The sequence below is a fragment of the Streptomyces sp. NPDC005955 genome, from assembly GCF_042871255.1.
GTDB lineage: Bacteria > Actinomycetota > Actinomycetes > Streptomycetales > Streptomycetaceae > Streptomyces.
Map to the genome: position 1 here is coordinate 108720 of NZ_JBIAIF010000011.1, position 18390 is coordinate 127109.

The window sequence follows — 18390 nt, forward strand, 5'->3', positions numbered from 1 at the left end:
GGTCAGGCCCTGGCAGGGGCTTTTGGGTGGGTGCGTTCTTCGGTGAGGAAGAGGTGGGCGGCGGTCACGAGGGTGACGTGCCGGTGCCAGCCGGTGAACGAGCGGCCCTCGAAGTGGTCCAGCCCGAGAGCGGCTTTGAGTTCGCGGTAGTCGTGCTCGATTCGCCAGCGTGACTTCGCGAGCCGGATCAGATCCTTCGCGGGGATGGTCTCCGGCAGGTTTGAGATCCAGTACTTGACCGGCTCTGTTTCACCATCGGGCCACTGGGCGATCAGCCAGGTGAGGGGGATCGTGCCGTCGGCGGCGGGCTTGGGACGCCGTCCTGCGAGGCGGACGCGCAGGAGTACGAAGTGCGAGCTCATCGCCGCCCTGGAGCCCTTGCGCCAGGTCACCGCCCGACCCTGGTGGCGGCCTGCGGCGATGATGTGGTCGCGTAAGGAAACGGGGCGGGTGCGGTAGCGGGGCAGGGGCGGGGGGCCGAGCCCGCTGTAGACGGGCTGATACGGCTCGGCAGTCACGCCATGGGGGTCATCTCACCCTTGGCCTGCAGGACATGGGCAAGGCCGCGGGCTTCCAGGCCGTGCCGGAAGTCCGCGTTCGCGCCGTGTCCGGTGTCGGCGACGAGTACTGCCGGCCGTAGCCCGGTGGCGGCCAGTTCATCCAGCATCTCCAGCGCGAGCCGCCACTTCGGGCGGTGACCCTCACCCGCCGGGATGCGGCACACAGCCCGGCGGGCCGCAGCGTCCGGATCGTCCCACACAGCAGGCAGGAACAGCCGCCACGACAACGGACACGAGGCCGTGTCCGAGGCGGCATGAACACTGACCCCGATCTGGCAGTTGCCGACTTTCCCCAGAGTGCCCGAGTACTGCCGGGCCACCCCCGGCGAGGAGATCCCGTCTTTGGGGAAGCCGGTGTCGTCCACCACCCATACCTGCGGACGCCCCACGCGGACCGCCCTCCACGCCAGGTGGGCCCGCACGTCCTGGACAGGCCAGGGCGAGGAGGTCATGAACTGCTGCAACTGTTGATGATCAACACCAAGGCGTCCGGCCATGGGCTGCATCGACTTCCGCCGTCCGTCCAGCAGCAGACCCCGCAGATACAGCAGGCCCTTCGCCCGCTGATCCCGTCGCACCAATCGCGGGTTGAGATTCCAACCGCGGGTAGGTCCAGGTCGAGCGGCGTGGCCGACTTCCGCTCCGCTAAAGGCGATCAACTCCCTTACTCTGCACGGTAGTCTCGGCGGGGTGAATGGTCTCGCACCCATTGGTCCACCGGAGATCCTCGCTTCGCTCGGGGTGTCCTTCCGATTGCACGAGCACTCTGACGTGACCAGCCCGGTGGAGGTCTGCGCCGCGTTGGGCGTTCCGCTGGGGCGGACGGTCAAGACTTTGGCATTCGCCACTCCCGAGGACCGTCTCCTGCTGGCGGCGTTGCCCGGCCATGCACGGCTGCGGTATGGCGCCCTCGCCCGCGCAGCCGGGGTCCGCCGAGGCGACCTCTCTCCTGCCGATGCCCGGCGGCTGGCGCGGGCGGGGATGCAGCCGGGCGGGGTGTGTCCTGTGTCCGCGGACCGGGCTGCGGTGGTGGTGTTCGACGGATCGGTCAGCAGACTGGGGCGTGTGCACTGCGGCAGCGGTCGGGCCGACGCAGATAGAAATCGAGGCGGCAGAGCTCATGGCAGCCGTCCCGGGGGCCGCTACGGCGTCGAGCGCCGATCTCTCGGCAGACGAGCCAGCATGACGACCATCCGTGACGCCACGCCCTCGGACGCCGATGACATCTACCGTCTGCTGAGCGGGTTCGTGACGAGCTATCGGCCCGACCGAGTGGTCTTCGACGGCGCCACGTTCCCCCAGATCATCGAGGCCGCCTCGGATGGCAACGCTGAGTTCCTGGTCGCCGAGCAGGACTCGTGCGTGGTCGGGTACCTGCTCGCGGTGCGCATGCCCCCACCCTGTTCGCCGGCGGAACGATCCTCGAACTGCTCGAACTCACCCTGGCCCAGCCGATGCGGGGCCGTGGTACGGGTTCCGCGCTGATCCGGGCCGCACAGGCAAAGGCCCGAAAGGCGAAGGACGTCGAAGTGACCGTGCCGACCCACAGAGCGGCCGACCTCTATCGTGCTCTTGGGTTCCACGAGACCGCTGTTCATCTCAAATGGTCCAGTACATGATCGGGAATCTGTCGACCAATCGGCCAGGAAGCGATCGCCGAGCGGGCTTTCGCCGCAGCCACTCAGAGTGGAGGAGGCCGACGACCGGACGATCGGCCATGAGGTGGAGCCCGTCAGCAACTCCTTTGGGCGTAGCCAAGGGTGATGACCGATCAAGCAACTTGTGTGGCAGCCAGCGTCAGGACCGACCTTCTATGCCGGTGGCAACCGGCGACATCCCAGGAATCCGGGGGGCACGCCAACCTCAGCCCTATGGTTAGGAGATGACCTCATTCCGTGACAGGGGACGCCGGATGCTGGGAGAGATCGACGATCTGGCGGCAGCGAAGTTACCTCTGGAACAGTTCTTCCGGCAGCTCCTCACCGTCCTCAGGCCCGCTCTCGGGTGTGAAGCGGGCTGTCTGCACGGGGCCGATCCGGTCACCGGCTTCCTGACCTCCACCGTTGCCGAGGGCCTGCAGCCGACCCCCTTCGAGCACGCCATCTGGTTGGAGATGTGGTCCGAAGACACCACTCGGTTCGTCGACATCCGGGCCGCCGGCCGCATCGTGGAGACCGTCCACCGCGCCACCGGTGGCCGCCCTGAACACAGCGTGCGCTACAGGGAGTTGCTTGCCGAATACGGGCACGGCGACGAGCTGCGGATGAACTTCGATGTCGGCGGCGGGTTATGGGGAGCCGCCGCAATGATGCGCGAGGCCGGATCGGCGCCCTTCGGCGTGAACGAGCAGAGACTGGCCGAACGGGCCGCCCGGGCTGTGGCCGCCGCCCTGCGCGACTATGCGCGGCCCACCGCAGGCATCCCTCACGGGCAGAACCTCCGAGCGGACCCGCAGCACGGACCGTACTGGATGGGGGTCGCCGTCATCGGCCCCACCGGTCGGCTCACCTCCGCGGACTCCGGGGCCCGGCAACTGTTCGAGGAGCTCTCCGAGACGCAGTACCGCCCCGCCGGAGTACCGACCGCACTGGTCTACCTCTCCGAGCGAGCCCGCGCCCACGCGACCTCCGGGAAGGCGGGCTCCCACGCCTGGACCCGGCTGCGCCGCCCCAACGGTCAGTGGCTCTCCGTCCACGCCTCGCTGCTCGACGAGTGCCCGCGGGGCAGCGTCGCCCTGGTCGCCCAGCCCGCGAGCCCGGTCGAGGTCATCCCGCTGTCCCTGCTGGCACACCGGTTCTCCCCCCGCGAGCAGGAGGTGGTCCTTCAGGCAGTACGGGGTTTGAGCACCAGGGACATAGCACAGCGGCTCTTCCTAAGCCCAGCCACCGTCCAGGACCACCTGAAGTCGGCCTTCACCAAGACCGGCGTACGCAGCCGCCGCGAACTCGTCGCACTCCTCGCGGCCCCGTACAACGCCGGACTCGGCCGTCCCCCGGCCTGACGCCCCGCCCGACCATCCCGCCCCAGCTCTACCCACCCCACCCCGAGACCCGGCACGAGCCGCGACAGAACGAAAGCCCCAGGCCGTTGAACTGGGGCTGTGCCGAGGAACGGTCCGCAACAGGTTGTCTCCGTACCACAGGGAAGAGGTCGTCGAGCCCTCCCCCGTTACCTTTTTCGTGGCCCGGCAATGGGGCGCCTGGCTTCCGGGCCCGGTATGGCTGTGTGCCCCCTGTCGAAGTGGATGACCTCGGGGGTGTTGCCGCCGGGCTTCGGGGCACCGCTTGACCGCTGATGAGGAGCCTGACGACCGCCTGGCCCGGCGCAACGCCGGACCTTTTCAACGGGTGCGGATGTCTGCTTGACGTGGTTGCCGGCGTGTGGTGCCGCGGGGACGGCCAGGAGTTGAGCAGAGCGAGAGGCGAGAGGCACGCGCACATGGTCGACACCACCGCGATGGATCTCTTCATTGGCCTGGACCTGGTCAAGGAGTTCCACCACGCCCATGGCCGCACCGGGGATGGCGGAACTGTGCACGACAAACGGCTGCCGAACACCGAGCGGAAACTGCTGGGACTGTTCAACAAGCTGGTGGAGATGTTCGGCACTGTGCTGGTGGTCGTGGACCAGGTCGCCAACATCGGCGCTCTGCCGCTGACGGTGGCCCGTGCGGCGGGCTGCCGGGTCGCCTGCCTGCCTGGACTGTTGATGCGGCGGGCCGCCGACCAATACCCGGGCGAGGCCAAGACCGATGCCCGCGACGCCTTCGTGATCGCCGAGACGGCCCGCACGATGCCGCACACCCTGCGTGCGATCGACCTGGATGACGAGACGCTGGCCGCGCTGACCATGCTCACCGGCTACGACAACGACCTCGCAGGGGAGGTCAACCGCACCACCAACCGGCTGCGCGGCCTGCTCTCCCAGATCCGCCCCTCCCCGGAACGGGTTCTGGGCAAGCGCCTGGCCTACCACCCTACATCCAGGCACTCTTGACCCGGCACAGCTCGCCCGCGAAGATCAGGAGCTGGGGCGGGTCAGGGCCGAGGCCCTGCTCAGGGCGCACGGCTGGCGCAAGGCCCATCACCTCACCAGCGAGATCTTCGAGGCGCTGGACGAGCAGGAGATCGCCGCCCTGCGGAGACCCTCCCTCTCTTCCGCCTCCTGACGTCGCCGCCCGGTATGGGCGTCAGGACTTCCGCCGCCGTGATCGTGGCGATCGGAGACGGCACCACCTTCCCCACCGCCGGACACCCGGCCTCCTGCTCCGGGCTGGCTCCGGCCATCAAGTCCTCGGGCACCTCGATCCGCGGTGAGCACGCACCCCACCGGGACAACCGACTCCTCAAACGGGCCCTGTTCCAAGCCGCGTTCGCCGCGATCGGCTGCAAGAGCGACCCGTCTTCCCGGATCTACTACGACCGCCAGCGCGCCCGCGGCAAGACCCAGACCCAGGCCGTGCTCCGCCGCGACCGGCAACGGGTCAACGTCATCCACGCGATGATCCGCACCGGCAGTTGCCACGAACCCCGCGCCCTCGCCCGCGCGGCCTGACAACCCGCCCGCTCTGCCTGCTCCAGCGCACCGCACCCGACCCGCCGGGAACCCCAACGAATCCACCCCACCAGGGCTGACGAAGCAGATGGGCCCCCCGCAAACCTGGGATGTCACCGGTCGCCGCCGAATGGGAAAGTCTGTCCCGGTGCACCACCCCTGCAACGGGGTCCGCCGCCCCGCACCCATGACAGTTCCCCGGCAGAGGAGTTCCCGCCCCATGCCACGTGTCCCTCACCCCGGAGTCCCCGCCGACCGGTCAGACCCCCGCCCGGCCTCCCGCACCGCCGAGTGGCCCGGCCACCCGAGGGTGACCGGGCCACTCGTACGGGAGCCCTCGCGCCGTGCCCCAAGGGCTCCGGACCGAAACCGGAATCGACGGCGGTACGGCCGGGCGGACTACTCACTGCCCGCCCGGCCGGTCACGCTACTGTGCCGCCGTCAGTTCCAGGGGTTGGCCTGCTGGTCGTTGATGGCGGTCCAGAAGCGGGCATTGGGGGCGATGTTGCCGTATGCCCAGAAGCTCCACCCTCCGACGTTCTCCAGGTCCGCACCGTAGCGGCCGTCGTGGAACTCGGCCTGGCGCCAGCCGATACCGAAGGCCGCCGAGCAGACGCTGTTGGCCGCGGCCTGGCTGTTCAGCCGGGAGCCCTTCACCGACGGGCTGAGCGCGACGGTGCCGCCGGCCCAACCGTTGTAGAAGCCCAGGCTGATGCCCTCCGGCGCCGGGCTGCCGTCCACGTTGATGCAGAGGACCGGCAGCGAGACGGACGGAAGGGTGTCGCCGTTGTACGGGTCGCTCGACGTCAGGTGCGCCGGACCGCCGACCCGGACGGTCCCGTCGGGGCCTGTGCCCAGCGTCTGCCAGGTCATCCCCTTGTGGGTCGCCGGCCCGGCGGCCTGCGCGGTACCCACCGAGAGGGGAACCAGGGCCAGGCCAAGGGCGACGGCCAGGGCTGCGGTCCGCTTCACACGCTTCATCCGACTGCTCCTTGAGTGTGAGGAAACCGGCCCTTGCGGGGCCAGTGGAAGAAGACTCCCAAGCACCTGCACGAAGCTGACACGATTCCGTCACCGAGTGGTCACGGGGCTTCGAAAGCACTGAGTCGACTCGACGTCGGCCAACCACGAGAGGGACAGATGGAGTTCAGGATTCTGGGGCCACTGGAAGTGTGGACTGACGACGGAAGGCGGGCCCGGACGGAAGGGGCCAAGCAGGAGCGTATGCTCGCCGTCCTGCTGCTGAACGCCGGCGCCGTCGTCCCTGTGGCCCGACTGGTCGACGCGGTCTGGGACGACGAACCGCCGGCCACGGCGCACCGCCAGGTACGGAACCTGGCAGGGCTGCTGCGGCGCAAGCTCGCCACAGCCCAGGACGGGCCGCCGGCGCTGCTCACCGACGGACCCGGCTACCGGATCGCACCGGACGGTCACCAGGTGGACGCCCGGACCTTCGCCCACCGGGTGTCGGTGGCGCGCCAACTGGCCGAGCACGGTGAACCCGTCGCCGCAGTACAGGAGTTCCGCTCTGCGCTGAGCCTGTGGCGCGGCCCGGTGCTGGACGGGCTGTCCGGCAGCCTGCTGGCCGCCGGTTCGGTGGCACTGAACGAGCTTCGACTCACCGCCTGGGAGAACTGCCTCGACCTGGAGGCCGAACTGGGCCGGCACCGCCAGATCGTCCCGGAACTGACCGCACTGGTCGCCGAACACCCACTCCGGGACCGCTTCGTGTCACAGCTCGTCCGGGCCCTGCACCGGGCGGGTCGACAGGCCGACGCGCTCGCCGCATACGGCCGGTTCGCCCGACGGCTGGCCGACGAACTGGGCCTCGACCCCGGCCCTGAACTCCAGCTCCTGCAAAGGGAGTTATTGAAGGGCGACCACGTCCCGGCCGCCCCCTCGACCCGCCCCCGGCAGCAGGCCCCCAGGCCCGCCCAACTGCCGCCCGCACTGGCCACCTTCGTCGGACGGAGAGCGGAACTCGGTGCCCTCGACGGCGGCCTCGCCGGCCCGGCCGTCGCCGCCGGCATCGACGTGGTGACCGGCGGCGCCGGGACGGGCAAGACCGTCCTCGCCGTTCACTGGGCCCACCAGGTCCGCGAGCATTTCCCTGACGGCCAGCTCTACGTCAACCTGCGCGGGTACGCCTTCGGCCCGCCGCTGGCCCCGTACGAGGCGCTGGCCCGCTTCCTGCGGGCCCTCGACACCGACCCCGAGCGGATACCTGGCACCATCGACGAGAGCGCCGCCCTGTACCGGTCGCTGCTCGCCGACCGCAGGGTTCTGGTACTGCTCGACAATGCCCACAGCGCCGAGCAGGTCCGGCCACTACTGCCCGGCTCCGCGGGCTCGCTGGCCCTGGTGACCAGTCGGGACGGGCTGGCCGGGCTCACCGCCTGCGACGGCGCCCGGCGGCTGGTGCTCGATGTACTCCCCCAGCCCGATGCCGTGGAACTGCTCGCCCGGATCACCGGAGCCGACCGCACCCGCGCCGAACCCCGCGCCGCCGCCGAACTCGCCGCCGCCTGTGGCCACCTGCCGCTCGCCCTCGGCATCGCCGCGGGCCGCCTAGCGGAACGACCCCACCGCACCCTGGCGGAACACGCAGCCGAACTGCACGACTCAGAAAATCGCCTGACGGCTTTTCAGATTGACGGCGACGCCACCTCCGCCCTCCGGGTGGCCTTCGACCTCTCCTACCGCGCCCTGCAACCCGCCCCCCAGCGGCTCTTCCGACTACTCGGCCTGGCCCCCGACAGCTGCATCAGCACGACCGCGGCCGCCGCGCTCTCCGGCTCGGCCACCGCCGGGACCAGGCCGGTACTCGAACATCTCGCCGCCGCCCACCTGGTCAACCCCGCCGGACCGGACCGCTACCGCCTGCACGACCTGCTGCGCTGCTACGCCGCCGAACGTGCCACCGCCGAAACCGGCCCCGACGAACGCGCCGCCGCCCGGGAACGCCTCTGTTCCTGGTACCTGCACCACGCGGAGGCGGCGGCACGCCTGCTCACCCCGCAGCGCCAGCGCCTGCCGCTCACCGTCGTGGGCCCCTGGTACGAGCCGGCGAATTTCACCACTCCGGCCGAGGCGCGGCGGTGGTGCGAGATCGAGCACCCCAACCTGCTGGAGATCGTCCGGTACGCCGCCGAGCACGGCCTCGACGGCCACGCCGGGCAGCTGCCCGTGGTGCTCCGGAGCCACTTCCAGGCTGGCCCGTACCCGGCGGACCGAGTGGAGGCGGACCGGTCGGCGTCGCGACGGCACGACGGACCGGCGACCGCAGCGGCGAGGGCCACACCCGCAACAACCTGGCCACCACCCTGAGCGTGCAGGGCCGGTACGAACCCGCACTAGGGGTTGTCGTCAAAGTGTCAGGCCCACATCAGGAGCGATGCGAGGGTGACGGCTGCTTGGTAGGGCTGGGCGGTCTTGTCGTACCTGGTGGCTATGCCGCGCCACTGCTTGAGGCGGTTGAAGCACCGTTCAACGACGTTGCGGTGCTTGTAGGTCTCACGGTCGAAGGCCAGCGTTACCTCCACCCCGACATGTCCCAGATCACCTGCGCCGGGACAGCCCTCACCGCCCACCTCAACCCCGTCCGCGCACCCCTCGGCCTGGCCGTCCAGCCCGTCCCCGGAAGACGCCGCTGGACCGCGTGGTCCCCAACGTCCCCGAGACATACGAAAAGGCGGCACCGGATTCCTCCGATACCGCCTACGACCTGCACACGTGCAAGTCGGGACGACAGGATTTGAACCTGCGACCCCTTGACCCCCAGTCAAGTGCGCTACCAAGCTGCGCCACGTCCCGTTGCGCTCCTCGCGGTGTTCCGCGTGATCACGCAGAAAGAACTTTACCCCACCTGAGCGGGTGCCCGGTGCCAGGGCGGCCCGGTGGTGGCGGAGCGGTTCGCCGGGCCGCGCGGGACAATCGGCGGATGACTCAGGACGCGGGGCGACGGGACGATCGACGGGACCGGGACGAGGCGGGCCGGGCGCGCAGCAGTCGCCCGCGGGACGGGCTCGGGCGACCCCTGCCGTACGGGGCAGCCGGGGTCGCCCGACAGCCGGAAGGGGTGGTGCGGACGCCCGGGGAGACCGTGGCCGAGGCGCAGCGGCTGCTCGGGCGGGGGATGCCGTTCCATGCGCACGAGGTGTTCGAGGACGCGTGGAAGAGCGGCCCCGAGGAGGAGCGCGCACTGTGGCGGGGGCTCGCCCAACTGGCCGTGGGGCTGACGCACGGCGCGCGGGGGAACGCGAAGGGCGGGGCCCTGCTGCTGCGGCGCGGGGCGTCGGTGATCGAGCAGTGGTCGGCGGGGCCTGACGGGTTCCGCACGCACGGGCTCGACCTCGTGGGGTTGGCCCGCTGGGCGTACCGGCTGGCGGAGCGGCTGGAGGCGGATCCGGCTCCGGTGGACGCCGCCGCGCACGCGCCCCGGCTCACCGGTTCCGGCTGAGCGGCCGGCGGGGGCCGGCCTGTGGGGGACCGTCCCGGTGCGGCACACTCGGAGGGTGCGACACATCCACGTCATCGGCATCGGTGCGGGCGACCCCGAGCACCTCACCCTCCAGGCGGTCAAGGCGGTGCGGGGCACCGACGTGTTCTTCCTGCTGGACAAGGGCGCGACCACGGCCGACCTGTTGCGCTTGCGTCGGGACGTCCTCGACGCCCATCTGCCGGACCCCTCGGCGCACCGGGTGGTGTCGGTGCGGGACCCGGAGCGGGACCGGCGGGCGGACGGGGCCGCGTATCCGGCCGCCGTGGACGACTGGCGGGCGCGTCGGGCGGAGGTCTGTGCGGAGCTGATCCGCGGGGAGCTGGGCGAGGACGGGGTGGGCGGGTTCCTGGTGTGGGGCGACCCGGCCCTGTACGACAGCACCCTCGCGGTGCTCGACGAGGTGCTCGCGCGGGGTGCGGTGGAGTTCACGTACGACGTCGTACCCGGGGTGAGCAGCGTTTCGGCGTTGGTGGCGCGGCACCGCACGGGGTTGACCCGGGTGGGTCGGCCGGTGCAGATCACCACGGGGCGGCTGCTGGCCGGGGGGTTCCCCGAGGGGGTGGACGACGTGGTGGTGATGTTGGACGGGCAGCAGGCGTTCCGGCAGCTGTACGCCTCGGCCGAGGCGGAGGGCCTGGACGTGTACTGGGGTGCCTACCTCGGGACGCCGGACGAGGTCCTGGTGTCCGGGCCGCTCGCCCGGGTGGGCCCGGAGATCGAGCGGGTGCGGGCCGAGGCCCGGGAGCGCAAGGGCTGGATCATGGACACGTACCTGTTGCGGCGACGCCCGGGGTCGACCGGGGCGTAGCCGGTCCGGCGGGCACCGGAGCGGCCGGGTGCCGCTCGTCACCGGGACGGATGGCCCCGGGTGCGCCCGGGGACGCGGGGTGTGACGCTGCTGTGCGTGACCACCACCGACGACCCGGCCGCGCCCGTCCGGCCCGCGGCCGTGTCCGCGCCGGTCCTGGACCAGCGGAGCAGGAACGTCGTGTTCGTGACGATCCTGCTGGGGGTGCTCCTGGCGGCGCTCGACCAGACGATCGTGGGGACGGCGCTGCCGACGATCGTGTCGGAGCTCGGGGGCGCCGACCACATGTCGTGGGTGGTGACCTCGTACCTGTTGGCGGAGACCGTGGCGACGGTGCTCGTCGGCAAGTTCGGTGACCTGTTCGGGCGCAAGGTCGTCTTCCAGGTGTCGGCGGTCGTCTTCATCACGGGTTCGTTCCTGTGCGGGCTGGCGACGAACATGACGCTGCTGATCCTGTGGCGGGGGGTGCAGGGCATCGGCGCGGGCGGGCTGATGGTCACGTCGATGGCGCTGATCGCGGATGTGATCCCGTTGCGGGAGCGGGGCAAGTACCAGGGTGCGATCGGCGGCGTGTTCGGGGTGGCGACGGTCATCGGGCCGTTGATCGGGGGGTTGTTCACGGACCATCTGACGTGGCGGTGGGCGTTCTACGTCAATGTGCCGATCGCGATCGTCGTGGTGATCGCGGCGGCCCGGACGATCCCGGTGGTGCGGTCGGCGTCCCGGCCGGTGATCGACTACCTGGGGATCGCACTGGTCGCGGTCGGAGCCAGCGCGTTGATCCTGGCGACGAGTTGGGGCTGGAACGAGTACGCCTGGGGCTCCGGGGTGATCATGGGGCTCTTCGTGGGCGGGGTGGTGGCGCTCGGGGGGTTCTGCTGGGTGGAGTCGCGGGCCGCCGAGCCGATGTTGCCGATGCGGCTGTTCCGCGATCCGGTGTTCACGGTCTGTTCGGTGCTGAGTTTCATCGTGGGGTTCGCGATGCTCGGCGCGATGACGTTCCTGCCGACGTACCTCCAGTACGTGGACGGGGACTCCGCGACGGTGTCGGGGGTGCGGACGCTGCCCATGGTGATCGGGCTGCTCATCGCGTCGGTCTTCAGCGGCAACGTGGTGAGCCGGACGGGGAGTTACCGGATCTTCCCGATCGTGGGTTCGCTGGTGATGGCGGTGGGTCTGTACCTGCTGTCGCTGATGGGGAGCGGAACGAGCACGTGGCTGGCGTCGCTGTACATGTTCGTCCTCGGCACGGGGATCGGCCTGTCGATGCAGGTGCTGACGATCGCGGTGCAGAACACCGTGGACTACGCGGATCTGGGGACGGCGACCTCCGGGGTGACGTTCTTCCGTACGTTGGGCAGTGCGTTCGGCACGGCGGTCTTCGGCACGATCTACACCAACGCGCTGCGGCCGAACCTCGCGGACGGGGTGGCGGAGGCGGCCCGCACGGGCGCCGTGGACGCGGCGACGGCGGGGCGGGCCGCGCTGAGTCCGGAGGGGCTGCACCGACTGCCCGCGGACGCGTCGGCGCCGATCGTGCACGCGTACCAGGAGTCGCTGCAAACGGTGTTCCTGTGGACGGTCCCCGTGGCGCTGCTCGGCTTCCTGGTGGCGCTGTTCCTGCGTGAGGTGCCCTTGCGGGACAGTGCCCGGATGGGGTCGTCGGACCTGGGCGAGGGCTTCGCGCAGCCGTCGTCGGGGGACTCCCAGCGGCTGTTGGAGGTGGCGGTCGCGAACGTGCTGCGGACGGCGGGGCCCGATACCGCGCGGCGGATCGTCGTCGAGTCGGACACCCGGCTCGATCCGGCGGGCGCGTGGGCGGTGATGGAGGTCGAGATGCTCCACCGGCTCGTCGGGCACGCCAGCCTCGGGCTGATCGCGGCCCGTCGGCACATGCCGCCCGAGGTGTTGGTGCCGGTCTTCGAGCGGATGGTCGAGGAGGGGTTCCTGACCCGGTCCGGGTCGTTGTTCTCGCAGACGGCGGCCGGGGAGCGGGAGGCCGCGGCGATCACGCGGGCGTGGGCGCAGTGGCTCGACGAACGGTTGGAGCGGGACGGTGACCGGCCGCCGGACGCCGCGCTGCGGGCCGCGGTGGACAGCATTTCCAAGCGGCTGCTGACGGAGGACATGTCCGGGGTGCCGTTGGCGCGCGCGGCGTCGGGGTAGGCGGGCCCGCGCACCTCGGGCGCGTTCGGCCGCGGTATCGATGCACCGCTTGCCGATGGATACCGGGTGGGGGTATAAAGATCAGGACGGGAGATACCCCCTAGGGGTTTCTCGGGGGGCGTTGACCTCCTTCCGTCCGCACCCCGTCCGCACCTGCTTTCCCGGAGGAACCACCATGTCGTCCTGCTGCTCCACCGACGGCTCCTGCTCGACCGGCGAGACCATCGAGATCACCGCCGACAGCCGCACCACCGCCTACCAGGTGTCCGGCATGACCTGCGGCAGCTGCGAGTCCTCGGTCTCGAAGGCGGTCGGCGCCCTCGACGGCGTCCTGGCCGTGGCGGTCGACGTCCGGGCGGGCGTGGTCACGGTGACCACCGGCGCCGAGCCGGACGACGCCCTGGTCTCCCGCGCGGTCGAGGAGGCCGGGTACGCGGTCACCGGCCGGGCCGCCTGAAACGGGGCCGCGGGTCCCGGCCGGCGGTCGGCCGGGACCCGCACCGCCCCCGTCACCCCCGAGGAGGGTGCCGGAGCGCGGTATGACCAGCTATGGCAAGAGCTGCCTCAAGTGACGGGTATGTCATGGTGGAGGCGTGCTCGACGACATAGACCGCAGGATCGTGCAGACGCTGACCCGTGACGGCCGGACCCCCTACACCGGTCTCGCACGGGATCTCGGCGTGTCCGAGACGACGATCCGCCAGCGGGTGGCGCGGCTCCAGGAGAGCGGCGTCCTACGGATCGTGGCCCTGTGCAATCCGTTGACCCTGGGCCACCAGTCGGTGCGCCTGATGATCCGGGTCCGGGACCTCACCCCGCGCGCGGTGGCGAAGACGCTGTCCGGGATGCCGATGATCAACCGGGTGGCGCTGTGTGCGGGCAGCCAGGACATCTTCCTGGACGGCACCTGTCGCGACCAGGCCCAGCTCGTCCAACTGCTAGACGACATCCGCATGCTGCCCGGCGTGTCCCGGGTGCAGGTGTTGCTGCTGCTGGAACTGTTCAAGGACTACTCGTGGAGCGGGCTGGCCAGCGCGGTGGGGCAGGGAGTCACCGCCGACCAGGACTGAAGCGGCCACGTCCGCACGGGACGGCTGCACCCCGGGTCAGCCGGGGATGATGCGCTCCCCGGGCTGCACCGGCACCTCCCGGAAGCCGGCCCACAGGTACGAGTCCTTGATGACCTCCAGCACGGTCAGCGCCTCCGCGTGGGCGACGCCGTTCACCCGGCGCACCCGTTCGGTCAGCAGCTCCGCGAGGTGCTCCAGATCGCGACAGCGGACGTCCACGATCAGGTCGTAGGGCCCCACGCAGGACGCCACGTAGCGCACCTCCGGCATCCGTGAGAGTTCACGGGCCACCAGCGCCACCGGGATGTGGTGGACGCGCACCGCGAGGTGCACCTCCATCTCCCCCATGCGCACCGGGTCGACCATGCCGACCACCTGGAGCACGCCCTTGCGCTGGAGCCGCTGGTAGCGGGCGCGCACGGACGCCTCGGAGAGGCCGATGGTCCGTCCGACCTCGGCGAACGAGCGTCGGCCGTCCACCCTCAGCTGATCGATGATCTGCCGGTCCAGGTCATCGATCATGAGGCGCCTCCAGCCATAGGTGGTTCACGCATCAATTATCCCCCGGACGTCAAGGGTCGCCCGTCGCCGCTTCCCTCCACTACGAGATCCGCGGAAATAACCGCCACTTTCCACGGGATTCGTTCCTCCTTCATCTTTTCGGCCAGTGGCCAATCATCGACGCTGTTCTCCAACACGAACCCGCCCCGGACCTAGGAGAACCGCGACATGCACTCGACCCCTCCGCCCGACCGGACCGGCCGTCGGACGTCCCGGTGACGGCGACCGCCCCCCGGCCCGCGGGCCGGACCGCCGTGACCACCGCGCTGCTGGCCCCGGCCGGCATCACGGTGATCGGCCTGGTGCTGGTGCCGCTGTTCCTCGTGGTGCGCAACAGCTTCGCCTCGGCCGACGCGTACGGCGGGGTGACGGGCGGATTCACCCTCGCCAACTACCAGGACCTGATGGAGCCGATCTACCTCAAGGTCTTCGGCTACAGCCTCGGCATGGCGGCCCTCAACACGGCCGTCTGTCTGGTCCTCGGCTACGTGGTCTCGTACTACCTCGCCAGCCGGCCCCCGCAGCGCCAGATGCTCCTCCTGCTGCTGATCATCGTGCCGTTCTGGACCGACTTCCTGGTCCGGACGTTCGCCTGGATCAACCTGCTGAGCCCCGGCGGGCCGGTCAACAGCCTCACCGACGCCATCGGCTTCACCGACGGGCCCACCCAGTGGATACCCAGCCAGGGGGCGTCCTTCATCGGGCTGGTGTACGCGTTCCTGCCCACCGCGATCTTCCCGATCTACGCCTCGTTGCGCGGGGTCGACAACTCCCTGGGCGAGGCCGCACGGGACCTCGGCTGCGGCTGGTGGCGGGTGCACACCCGGGTCCTGCTCCCGATCGCCCGTCCCGGCATGCTCGCGGCGGCACTGCTCACCTTCATCCCGACCCTGGGCGTGTTCGTCATCCCCGTCCTGCTCGGCGGCGGACGCGACCAACTCGTCGGCAACCTGATCGTGACCCTGTACACCGAGTTCCGCAATCAGCCGATGGGCGCCGCGGCCTCCGTGGTCCTGCTGGTGCTGATGGTGGCCTCGATGGCGGTCTTCGGACTCGCCGCCCGGCGGCTGAGGAGGAAGACCGCATGAAACACGCCCTCGACACCGTGACCGCCTGGCTCGCCCGGGGCGTCATCGCCTTCCTCTACATCCCCATCGTCGTCGTGGTCGTGCTGTCGTTCAACGACTCCGAGGTCACCTACAAGTGGGCCGGGTTCTCCACCCGTTGGTACGGAACTCTCGCCGACAACACCGAACTGCTGGCCGCCCTGCGGGTCAGCGCGGAGGTCGCCCTGATCTCCGCGACCCTGGCCACGCTGTGCGGGCTGCTGTCCGCCATGGGCATGGCCCGGCTCGCGACCCGGTGGAAGGCCGTGTTCTCGGGCGGGCTGTTCCTCCCGCTGATCATTCCGGAGATCGTGCTGGGCGTGGCCCTGCTGTCCGTCTTCGGCGCGATGAGCGCGACCCTCGGGATGACGACCCTCGTCCTGGGCCACCTGGTGGTGACCCTGCCCTACGCCGCCCTGATCGTGCTCGGCGCGTACAACGCGCTCGACCCCTCCCTCAACGAGGCCGCGACCGACCTGGGCTGCGGGCCCTGGCAGGCGTTCCGGCGGGTGACCCTGCCGCTGCTGCGGCAACCGCTGCTCGCCGCCTGGCTGCTCTGCTTCACCATCTCCTTCGGCAACATCGTCATGTCGACGTTCACCAACGGCATCGGCTCCACCACCCTCCCGCTGCGCGTGTACTCGATGCTCAAGGGCGGGCTCACCCCCGAGATCAACGCGCTCGGCACCCTGCTCGTGCTCTTCACCCTCCTGATCATCCTGGGCGTGGGCCTGCGCCAGATGCGTCAGGTGCTGCTCGGCGGCAAGCGCGGCTAGGCCCCCTCCCCGGCCCGCTCGCCGTCCCCTCCCTCCTCCCCCGGCCTTCCCACACCGGCTCCGCGAAAGGCACCCTCATGCGCAAGAAGAGCGTCTCCAGAACCCTGTTGGCCGCTTCCGTCGCCACCGTCACGGCCCTCGTCGTCACCGGTTGCTCCGACTCCGGCTCCGATGCCGGTTCGGGCGGCGGAAAGAAGCTCAACATCTACGCCTGGGCCGGGGAGATCCCCGAGTCGGTGGTGAAGAAGTTCGAGCAGGAGACCGGCATCGAGGTCACCCTCGACACCTTCGACAGCAACGAGACCATGACCGCCAAGCTGAGCTCCGGTTCGGCGGGGTACGACCTGGTCGAGCCCAGCCAGTACACGGTCCAGCAGCTCGTCGGCCAGAAGCTGATCCAGCCCCTCGACCACTCCCGCGTCAAGGGCCTGGACAACCTCGCGGACAAGTTCCGGGACCCGACCTACGACCCGGGCAACAAGTACAGCATCCCGTGGATCTGGGGCACCACGGGCTTCGCCTACAACGACAAGTGCATCGACTCGGCGACCAGTTGGAAGACCCTGTTCGACAAGGAGCACCGCGGCAAGGTCTACATGCTGGACAACATGCTGGCGGCCTACATCGCCGGCCTCCAGGTGACCGGCTCGCGCGCCACCAGCACCGACGAGGGCGAGATCGCCGCCGCGACCAAGGCGCTGGAGGACCAGAAGGACATCCTCGCGGGCTACAACTCCACCAACTACCCGCAGTTGCTCTCCTCCGGCCAGGCGTGCGCCGCGCAGGCGTGGAGCGGGACCGCGATGGCGAAGGTCGTCGCGGCCAACGAGAACGTGCACTACGTCATCCCGGAGGAGGGCGGCTCGATCTGGACCGACGGCCTGTCCATCCCGAAGGGCGCCAAGAACACCGACGCGGCGTACGAGTTCATCAACTTCACCCTGCGCCCCGAGATCGCCGCGATGGCCACCGACGACGGCGGCAGCGCCAGCACCAACGCCAAGGCCCGGGACCTCATCAAGGACAAGAAGGCCCTGGACAACCCGGCGATCTACGCGTCCGACGAGTCGATCAAGAACGCGGACTTCCTGCTCGACCCGGGGACCGCGATGAAGCACTTCCAGCAGGGCTGGACCAAGGTGAAGGCGTCCTGACATGACAACGACCGCCATCGAGCCGACCGGCCGCACCGGGACCGACGTACCCGCCGTCCGCCTCACCGGGGTCGGCAAGTCCTTCGGCGGCACCCCGGCCGTCCAGGACGTCACCCTCGACATCCGGAGCAACGAGTTCTTCTCGATCCTCGGGCCGTCGGGCTGCGGCAAGACCACCCTGATGCGGATGATCACCGGGTTCGAGACGCCGACCGAAGGCACCGTGGAACTGGGCGGGGTCCCCGCCACGGGCGTCCCGCCGCACAAACGGGACCTCAACATGCTCTTCCAGAGCTACGCCCTGTTCCCGCACCTCAGCGTCCACGACAACATCGCCTTCGAGCTGAAGGTGCGCAAGTCGCGGCCCAAGGCGGAGATCGGCTCGGCCGTCCGGGAAGCCCTCGCCCTGGTCCGCCTGGAGGGGTACGGGGAGCGGTCCATCGCACAGCTCTCCGGCGGTCAGCGCCAGCGCGTCGCCATCGCGCGGGCCCTGATCGGTCGGCCCTCGCTGCTCCTGCTCGACGAGCCCCTCGGCGCCCTCGACCAGAAGCTGCGGGCCGAGATGCAGTTGGAGCTGAAGAAGATCCAACGCGAGGTCGGCGTCACCTTCGTCACGGTCACCCACGACCAGGAGGAAGCGCTCACCATGTCCGACCGCATCGCGATCATGGACGGGGGGCGGGTCCTCCAGGTGGACACTCCGGAGGCGATCTACGAGCGGCCCGCGACCCGCTTCGTGGCCGACTTCATCGGCACCTCCAACCTCCTCACCGGAACCCTGGGCGGTCAGCGGCTCGGGGTGGCGCAACTCGGCAACCTCACCGTCCCGGACGGCCACGGACTGGCCGACGGCACCGAGGCGCACCTCGCGGTCCGCCCGGAGAACGTCCGGCTCGCCCCGGCGGGCACCGCACCGGACGGCGGCGAGGTCACCGTGGACGGCGCCCTCCAGCAGGTGGTGTACCTCGGCAACGCCACCCGCTACCACCTCACGCTGGCCGACGGCTCCGACTTCGTCGCCGAGGCGCGGGGGGCGGACGCCAGCGGGCTCGCCCTCGGTGATCCGGTGACCGCCGGTTGGGCGGTCCGGCACTCCCGGGTGCTGGCCGAGTGACCCGCCGACCGCGCCCCGCA

18 protein-coding genes, 1 tRNA gene and 2 pseudogenes are annotated in these 18390 nt (G+C 70.3%); 15 read left to right on the top strand and 6 right to left on the bottom strand.

The features are described from left to right. Positions 1-2 precede the first annotated feature (2 nt). A complete protein-coding gene (locus ACFYOU_RS24635; RefSeq protein WP_391308542.1) occupies positions 3-518 on the bottom strand; it encodes a transposase in 516 nt (171 codons plus the stop codon). Next, positions 515-1138, bottom strand: coding sequence for an IS701 family transposase (locus tag ACFYOU_RS24640; RefSeq protein WP_391308544.1), 624 nt, complete (start codon positions 1136-1138; stop codon positions 515-517). Before ACFYOU_RS24640 ends, ACFYOU_RS24635 begins: the two co-directional genes overlap by 4 nt. Before the next feature lie 193 nt (positions 1139-1331). Here ACFYOU_RS24640 and ACFYOU_RS24645 point away from each other — a divergent pair. The 5 genes and pseudogenes from ACFYOU_RS24645 to ACFYOU_RS24665 all read left to right on the top strand — a co-directional run. Further along, a pseudogene (locus ACFYOU_RS24645) lies at positions 1332-1643 on the top strand (YbaK/EbsC family protein); the annotation flags it as partial. Positions 1644-1742: 99 nt separating this feature from the next. Further along, complete coding sequence (locus ACFYOU_RS24650; protein ID WP_385752873.1) at positions 1743-2045, top strand: hypothetical protein; 303 nt, start codon at positions 1743-1745, stop codon at positions 2043-2045. Next, positions 2015-2179, top strand: a complete 165-nt coding sequence (locus ACFYOU_RS24655) for a GNAT family N-acetyltransferase (protein ID WP_391308545.1) — start codon at positions 2015-2017, stop codon at positions 2177-2179. Before ACFYOU_RS24650 ends, ACFYOU_RS24655 begins: the two co-directional genes overlap by 31 nt. A 263-nt stretch (positions 2180-2442) precedes the next feature. After that, the gene (locus tag ACFYOU_RS24660; protein ID WP_391308547.1) at positions 2443-3561 is read left to right on the top strand and encodes a LuxR C-terminal-related transcriptional regulator; all 1119 of its coding nucleotides are present in this window, start codon (positions 2443-2445) and stop codon (positions 3559-3561) included. A gap of 437 nt (positions 3562-3998) precedes the next feature. Next, positions 3999-5114: pseudogene (locus ACFYOU_RS24665) on the top strand (IS110 family transposase). A gap of 441 nt (positions 5115-5555) precedes the next feature. On the opposite strand, the gene ACFYOU_RS24670 reads toward ACFYOU_RS24665, so the two are convergent. Next, positions 5556-6095: a hypothetical protein gene (locus ACFYOU_RS24670; protein ID WP_391308548.1), complete on the bottom strand. Its 540-nt coding sequence runs from the start codon at positions 6093-6095 to the stop codon at positions 5556-5558. Positions 6096-6338: 243 nt separating this feature from the next. Here ACFYOU_RS24670 and ACFYOU_RS24675 point away from each other — a divergent pair, with 243 nt between their 5' ends. Then, entirely contained in the window at positions 6339-8441 is a 2103-nt protein-coding gene (locus ACFYOU_RS24675; RefSeq protein ID WP_391308550.1) for a BTAD domain-containing putative transcriptional regulator, read from the top strand. Positions 8442-8488: 47 nt separating this feature from the next. Here ACFYOU_RS24675 and ACFYOU_RS24680 read toward each other — a convergent pair whose 3' ends face one another. Together ACFYOU_RS24680 and ACFYOU_RS24685 are read right to left on the bottom strand one after the other, a co-directional pair. Then, positions 8489-8656: a hypothetical protein gene (locus ACFYOU_RS24680; RefSeq protein ID WP_391308552.1), complete on the bottom strand. Its 168-nt coding sequence runs from the start codon at positions 8654-8656 to the stop codon at positions 8489-8491. A gap of 197 nt (positions 8657-8853) precedes the next feature. Next, positions 8854-8927, bottom strand: a tRNA-Pro gene (locus ACFYOU_RS24685). Between the two features lie 127 nt (positions 8928-9054). Between ACFYOU_RS24685 and ACFYOU_RS24690 the strand changes: the two genes are divergently transcribed. The 5 genes from ACFYOU_RS24690 (at position 9055) to ACFYOU_RS24710 (ending at position 13659) form a co-directional block, all read left to right on the top strand. Then, on the top strand, positions 9055-9573 hold the full coding sequence (locus ACFYOU_RS24690) for a DUF309 domain-containing protein (RefSeq protein ID WP_391308554.1): 519 nt from the start codon (positions 9055-9057) through the stop codon (positions 9571-9573). Between the two features lie 55 nt (positions 9574-9628). Further along, positions 9629-10423, top strand: coding sequence for a precorrin-6A synthase (deacetylating) (gene cobF, locus ACFYOU_RS24695; protein ID WP_391308556.1), 795 nt, complete (start codon positions 9629-9631; stop codon positions 10421-10423). A gap of 96 nt (positions 10424-10519) precedes the next feature. Further along, positions 10520-12589: a DHA2 family efflux MFS transporter permease subunit gene (locus tag ACFYOU_RS24700; protein ID WP_391308557.1), complete on the top strand. Its 2070-nt coding sequence runs from the start codon at positions 10520-10522 to the stop codon at positions 12587-12589. 175 nt (positions 12590-12764) lie between these two features. Continuing rightward, complete coding sequence (locus ACFYOU_RS24705; RefSeq protein WP_389771801.1) at positions 12765-13046, top strand: heavy-metal-associated domain-containing protein; 282 nt, start codon at positions 12765-12767, stop codon at positions 13044-13046. Between the two features lie 136 nt (positions 13047-13182). Continuing rightward, positions 13183-13659 carry an Lrp/AsnC family transcriptional regulator gene (locus ACFYOU_RS24710; RefSeq protein WP_385490405.1) on the top strand — a complete coding sequence of 159 codons (477 nt, stop codon included), beginning with the start codon at positions 13183-13185 and terminating at the stop codon, positions 13657-13659. A 36-nt stretch (positions 13660-13695) separates the two neighbouring features. On the opposite strand, the gene ACFYOU_RS24715 is transcribed toward ACFYOU_RS24710, so the two are convergent. After that, complete coding sequence (locus ACFYOU_RS24715) at positions 13696-14181, bottom strand: Lrp/AsnC family transcriptional regulator (protein ID WP_385490402.1); 486 nt, start codon at positions 14179-14181, stop codon at positions 13696-13698. 254 nt (positions 14182-14435) lie between these two features. On the opposite strand from ACFYOU_RS24715, the gene ACFYOU_RS24720 reads away from it, so the two are divergent. The 4 genes from ACFYOU_RS24720 (at position 14436) to ACFYOU_RS24735 (ending at position 18370) form a co-directional block, all read left to right on the top strand. Continuing rightward, positions 14436-15308 (top strand): ABC transporter permease subunit, encoded by an 873-nt coding sequence (locus tag ACFYOU_RS24720; RefSeq protein ID WP_391308560.1) that lies wholly within the window; start codon positions 14436-14438, stop codon positions 15306-15308. After that, the gene (locus tag ACFYOU_RS24725) at positions 15305-16102 is read left to right on the top strand and encodes an ABC transporter permease (protein ID WP_389771806.1); all 798 of its coding nucleotides are present in this window, start codon (positions 15305-15307) and stop codon (positions 16100-16102) included. The genes ACFYOU_RS24720 and ACFYOU_RS24725 overlap by 4 nt, the downstream gene beginning before the upstream one ends. A gap of 77 nt (positions 16103-16179) precedes the next feature. Then, the gene (locus ACFYOU_RS24730; RefSeq protein ID WP_391308562.1) at positions 16180-17256 is read left to right on the top strand and encodes an extracellular solute-binding protein; all 1077 of its coding nucleotides are present in this window, start codon (positions 16180-16182) and stop codon (positions 17254-17256) included. A gap of 1 nt (position 17257) precedes the next feature. Further along, on the top strand, positions 17258-18370 hold the full coding sequence (locus ACFYOU_RS24735; RefSeq protein ID WP_389771811.1) for an ABC transporter ATP-binding protein: 1113 nt from the start codon (positions 17258-17260) through the stop codon (positions 18368-18370). The last annotated feature ends 20 nt before the right edge of the window (positions 18371-18390 follow it).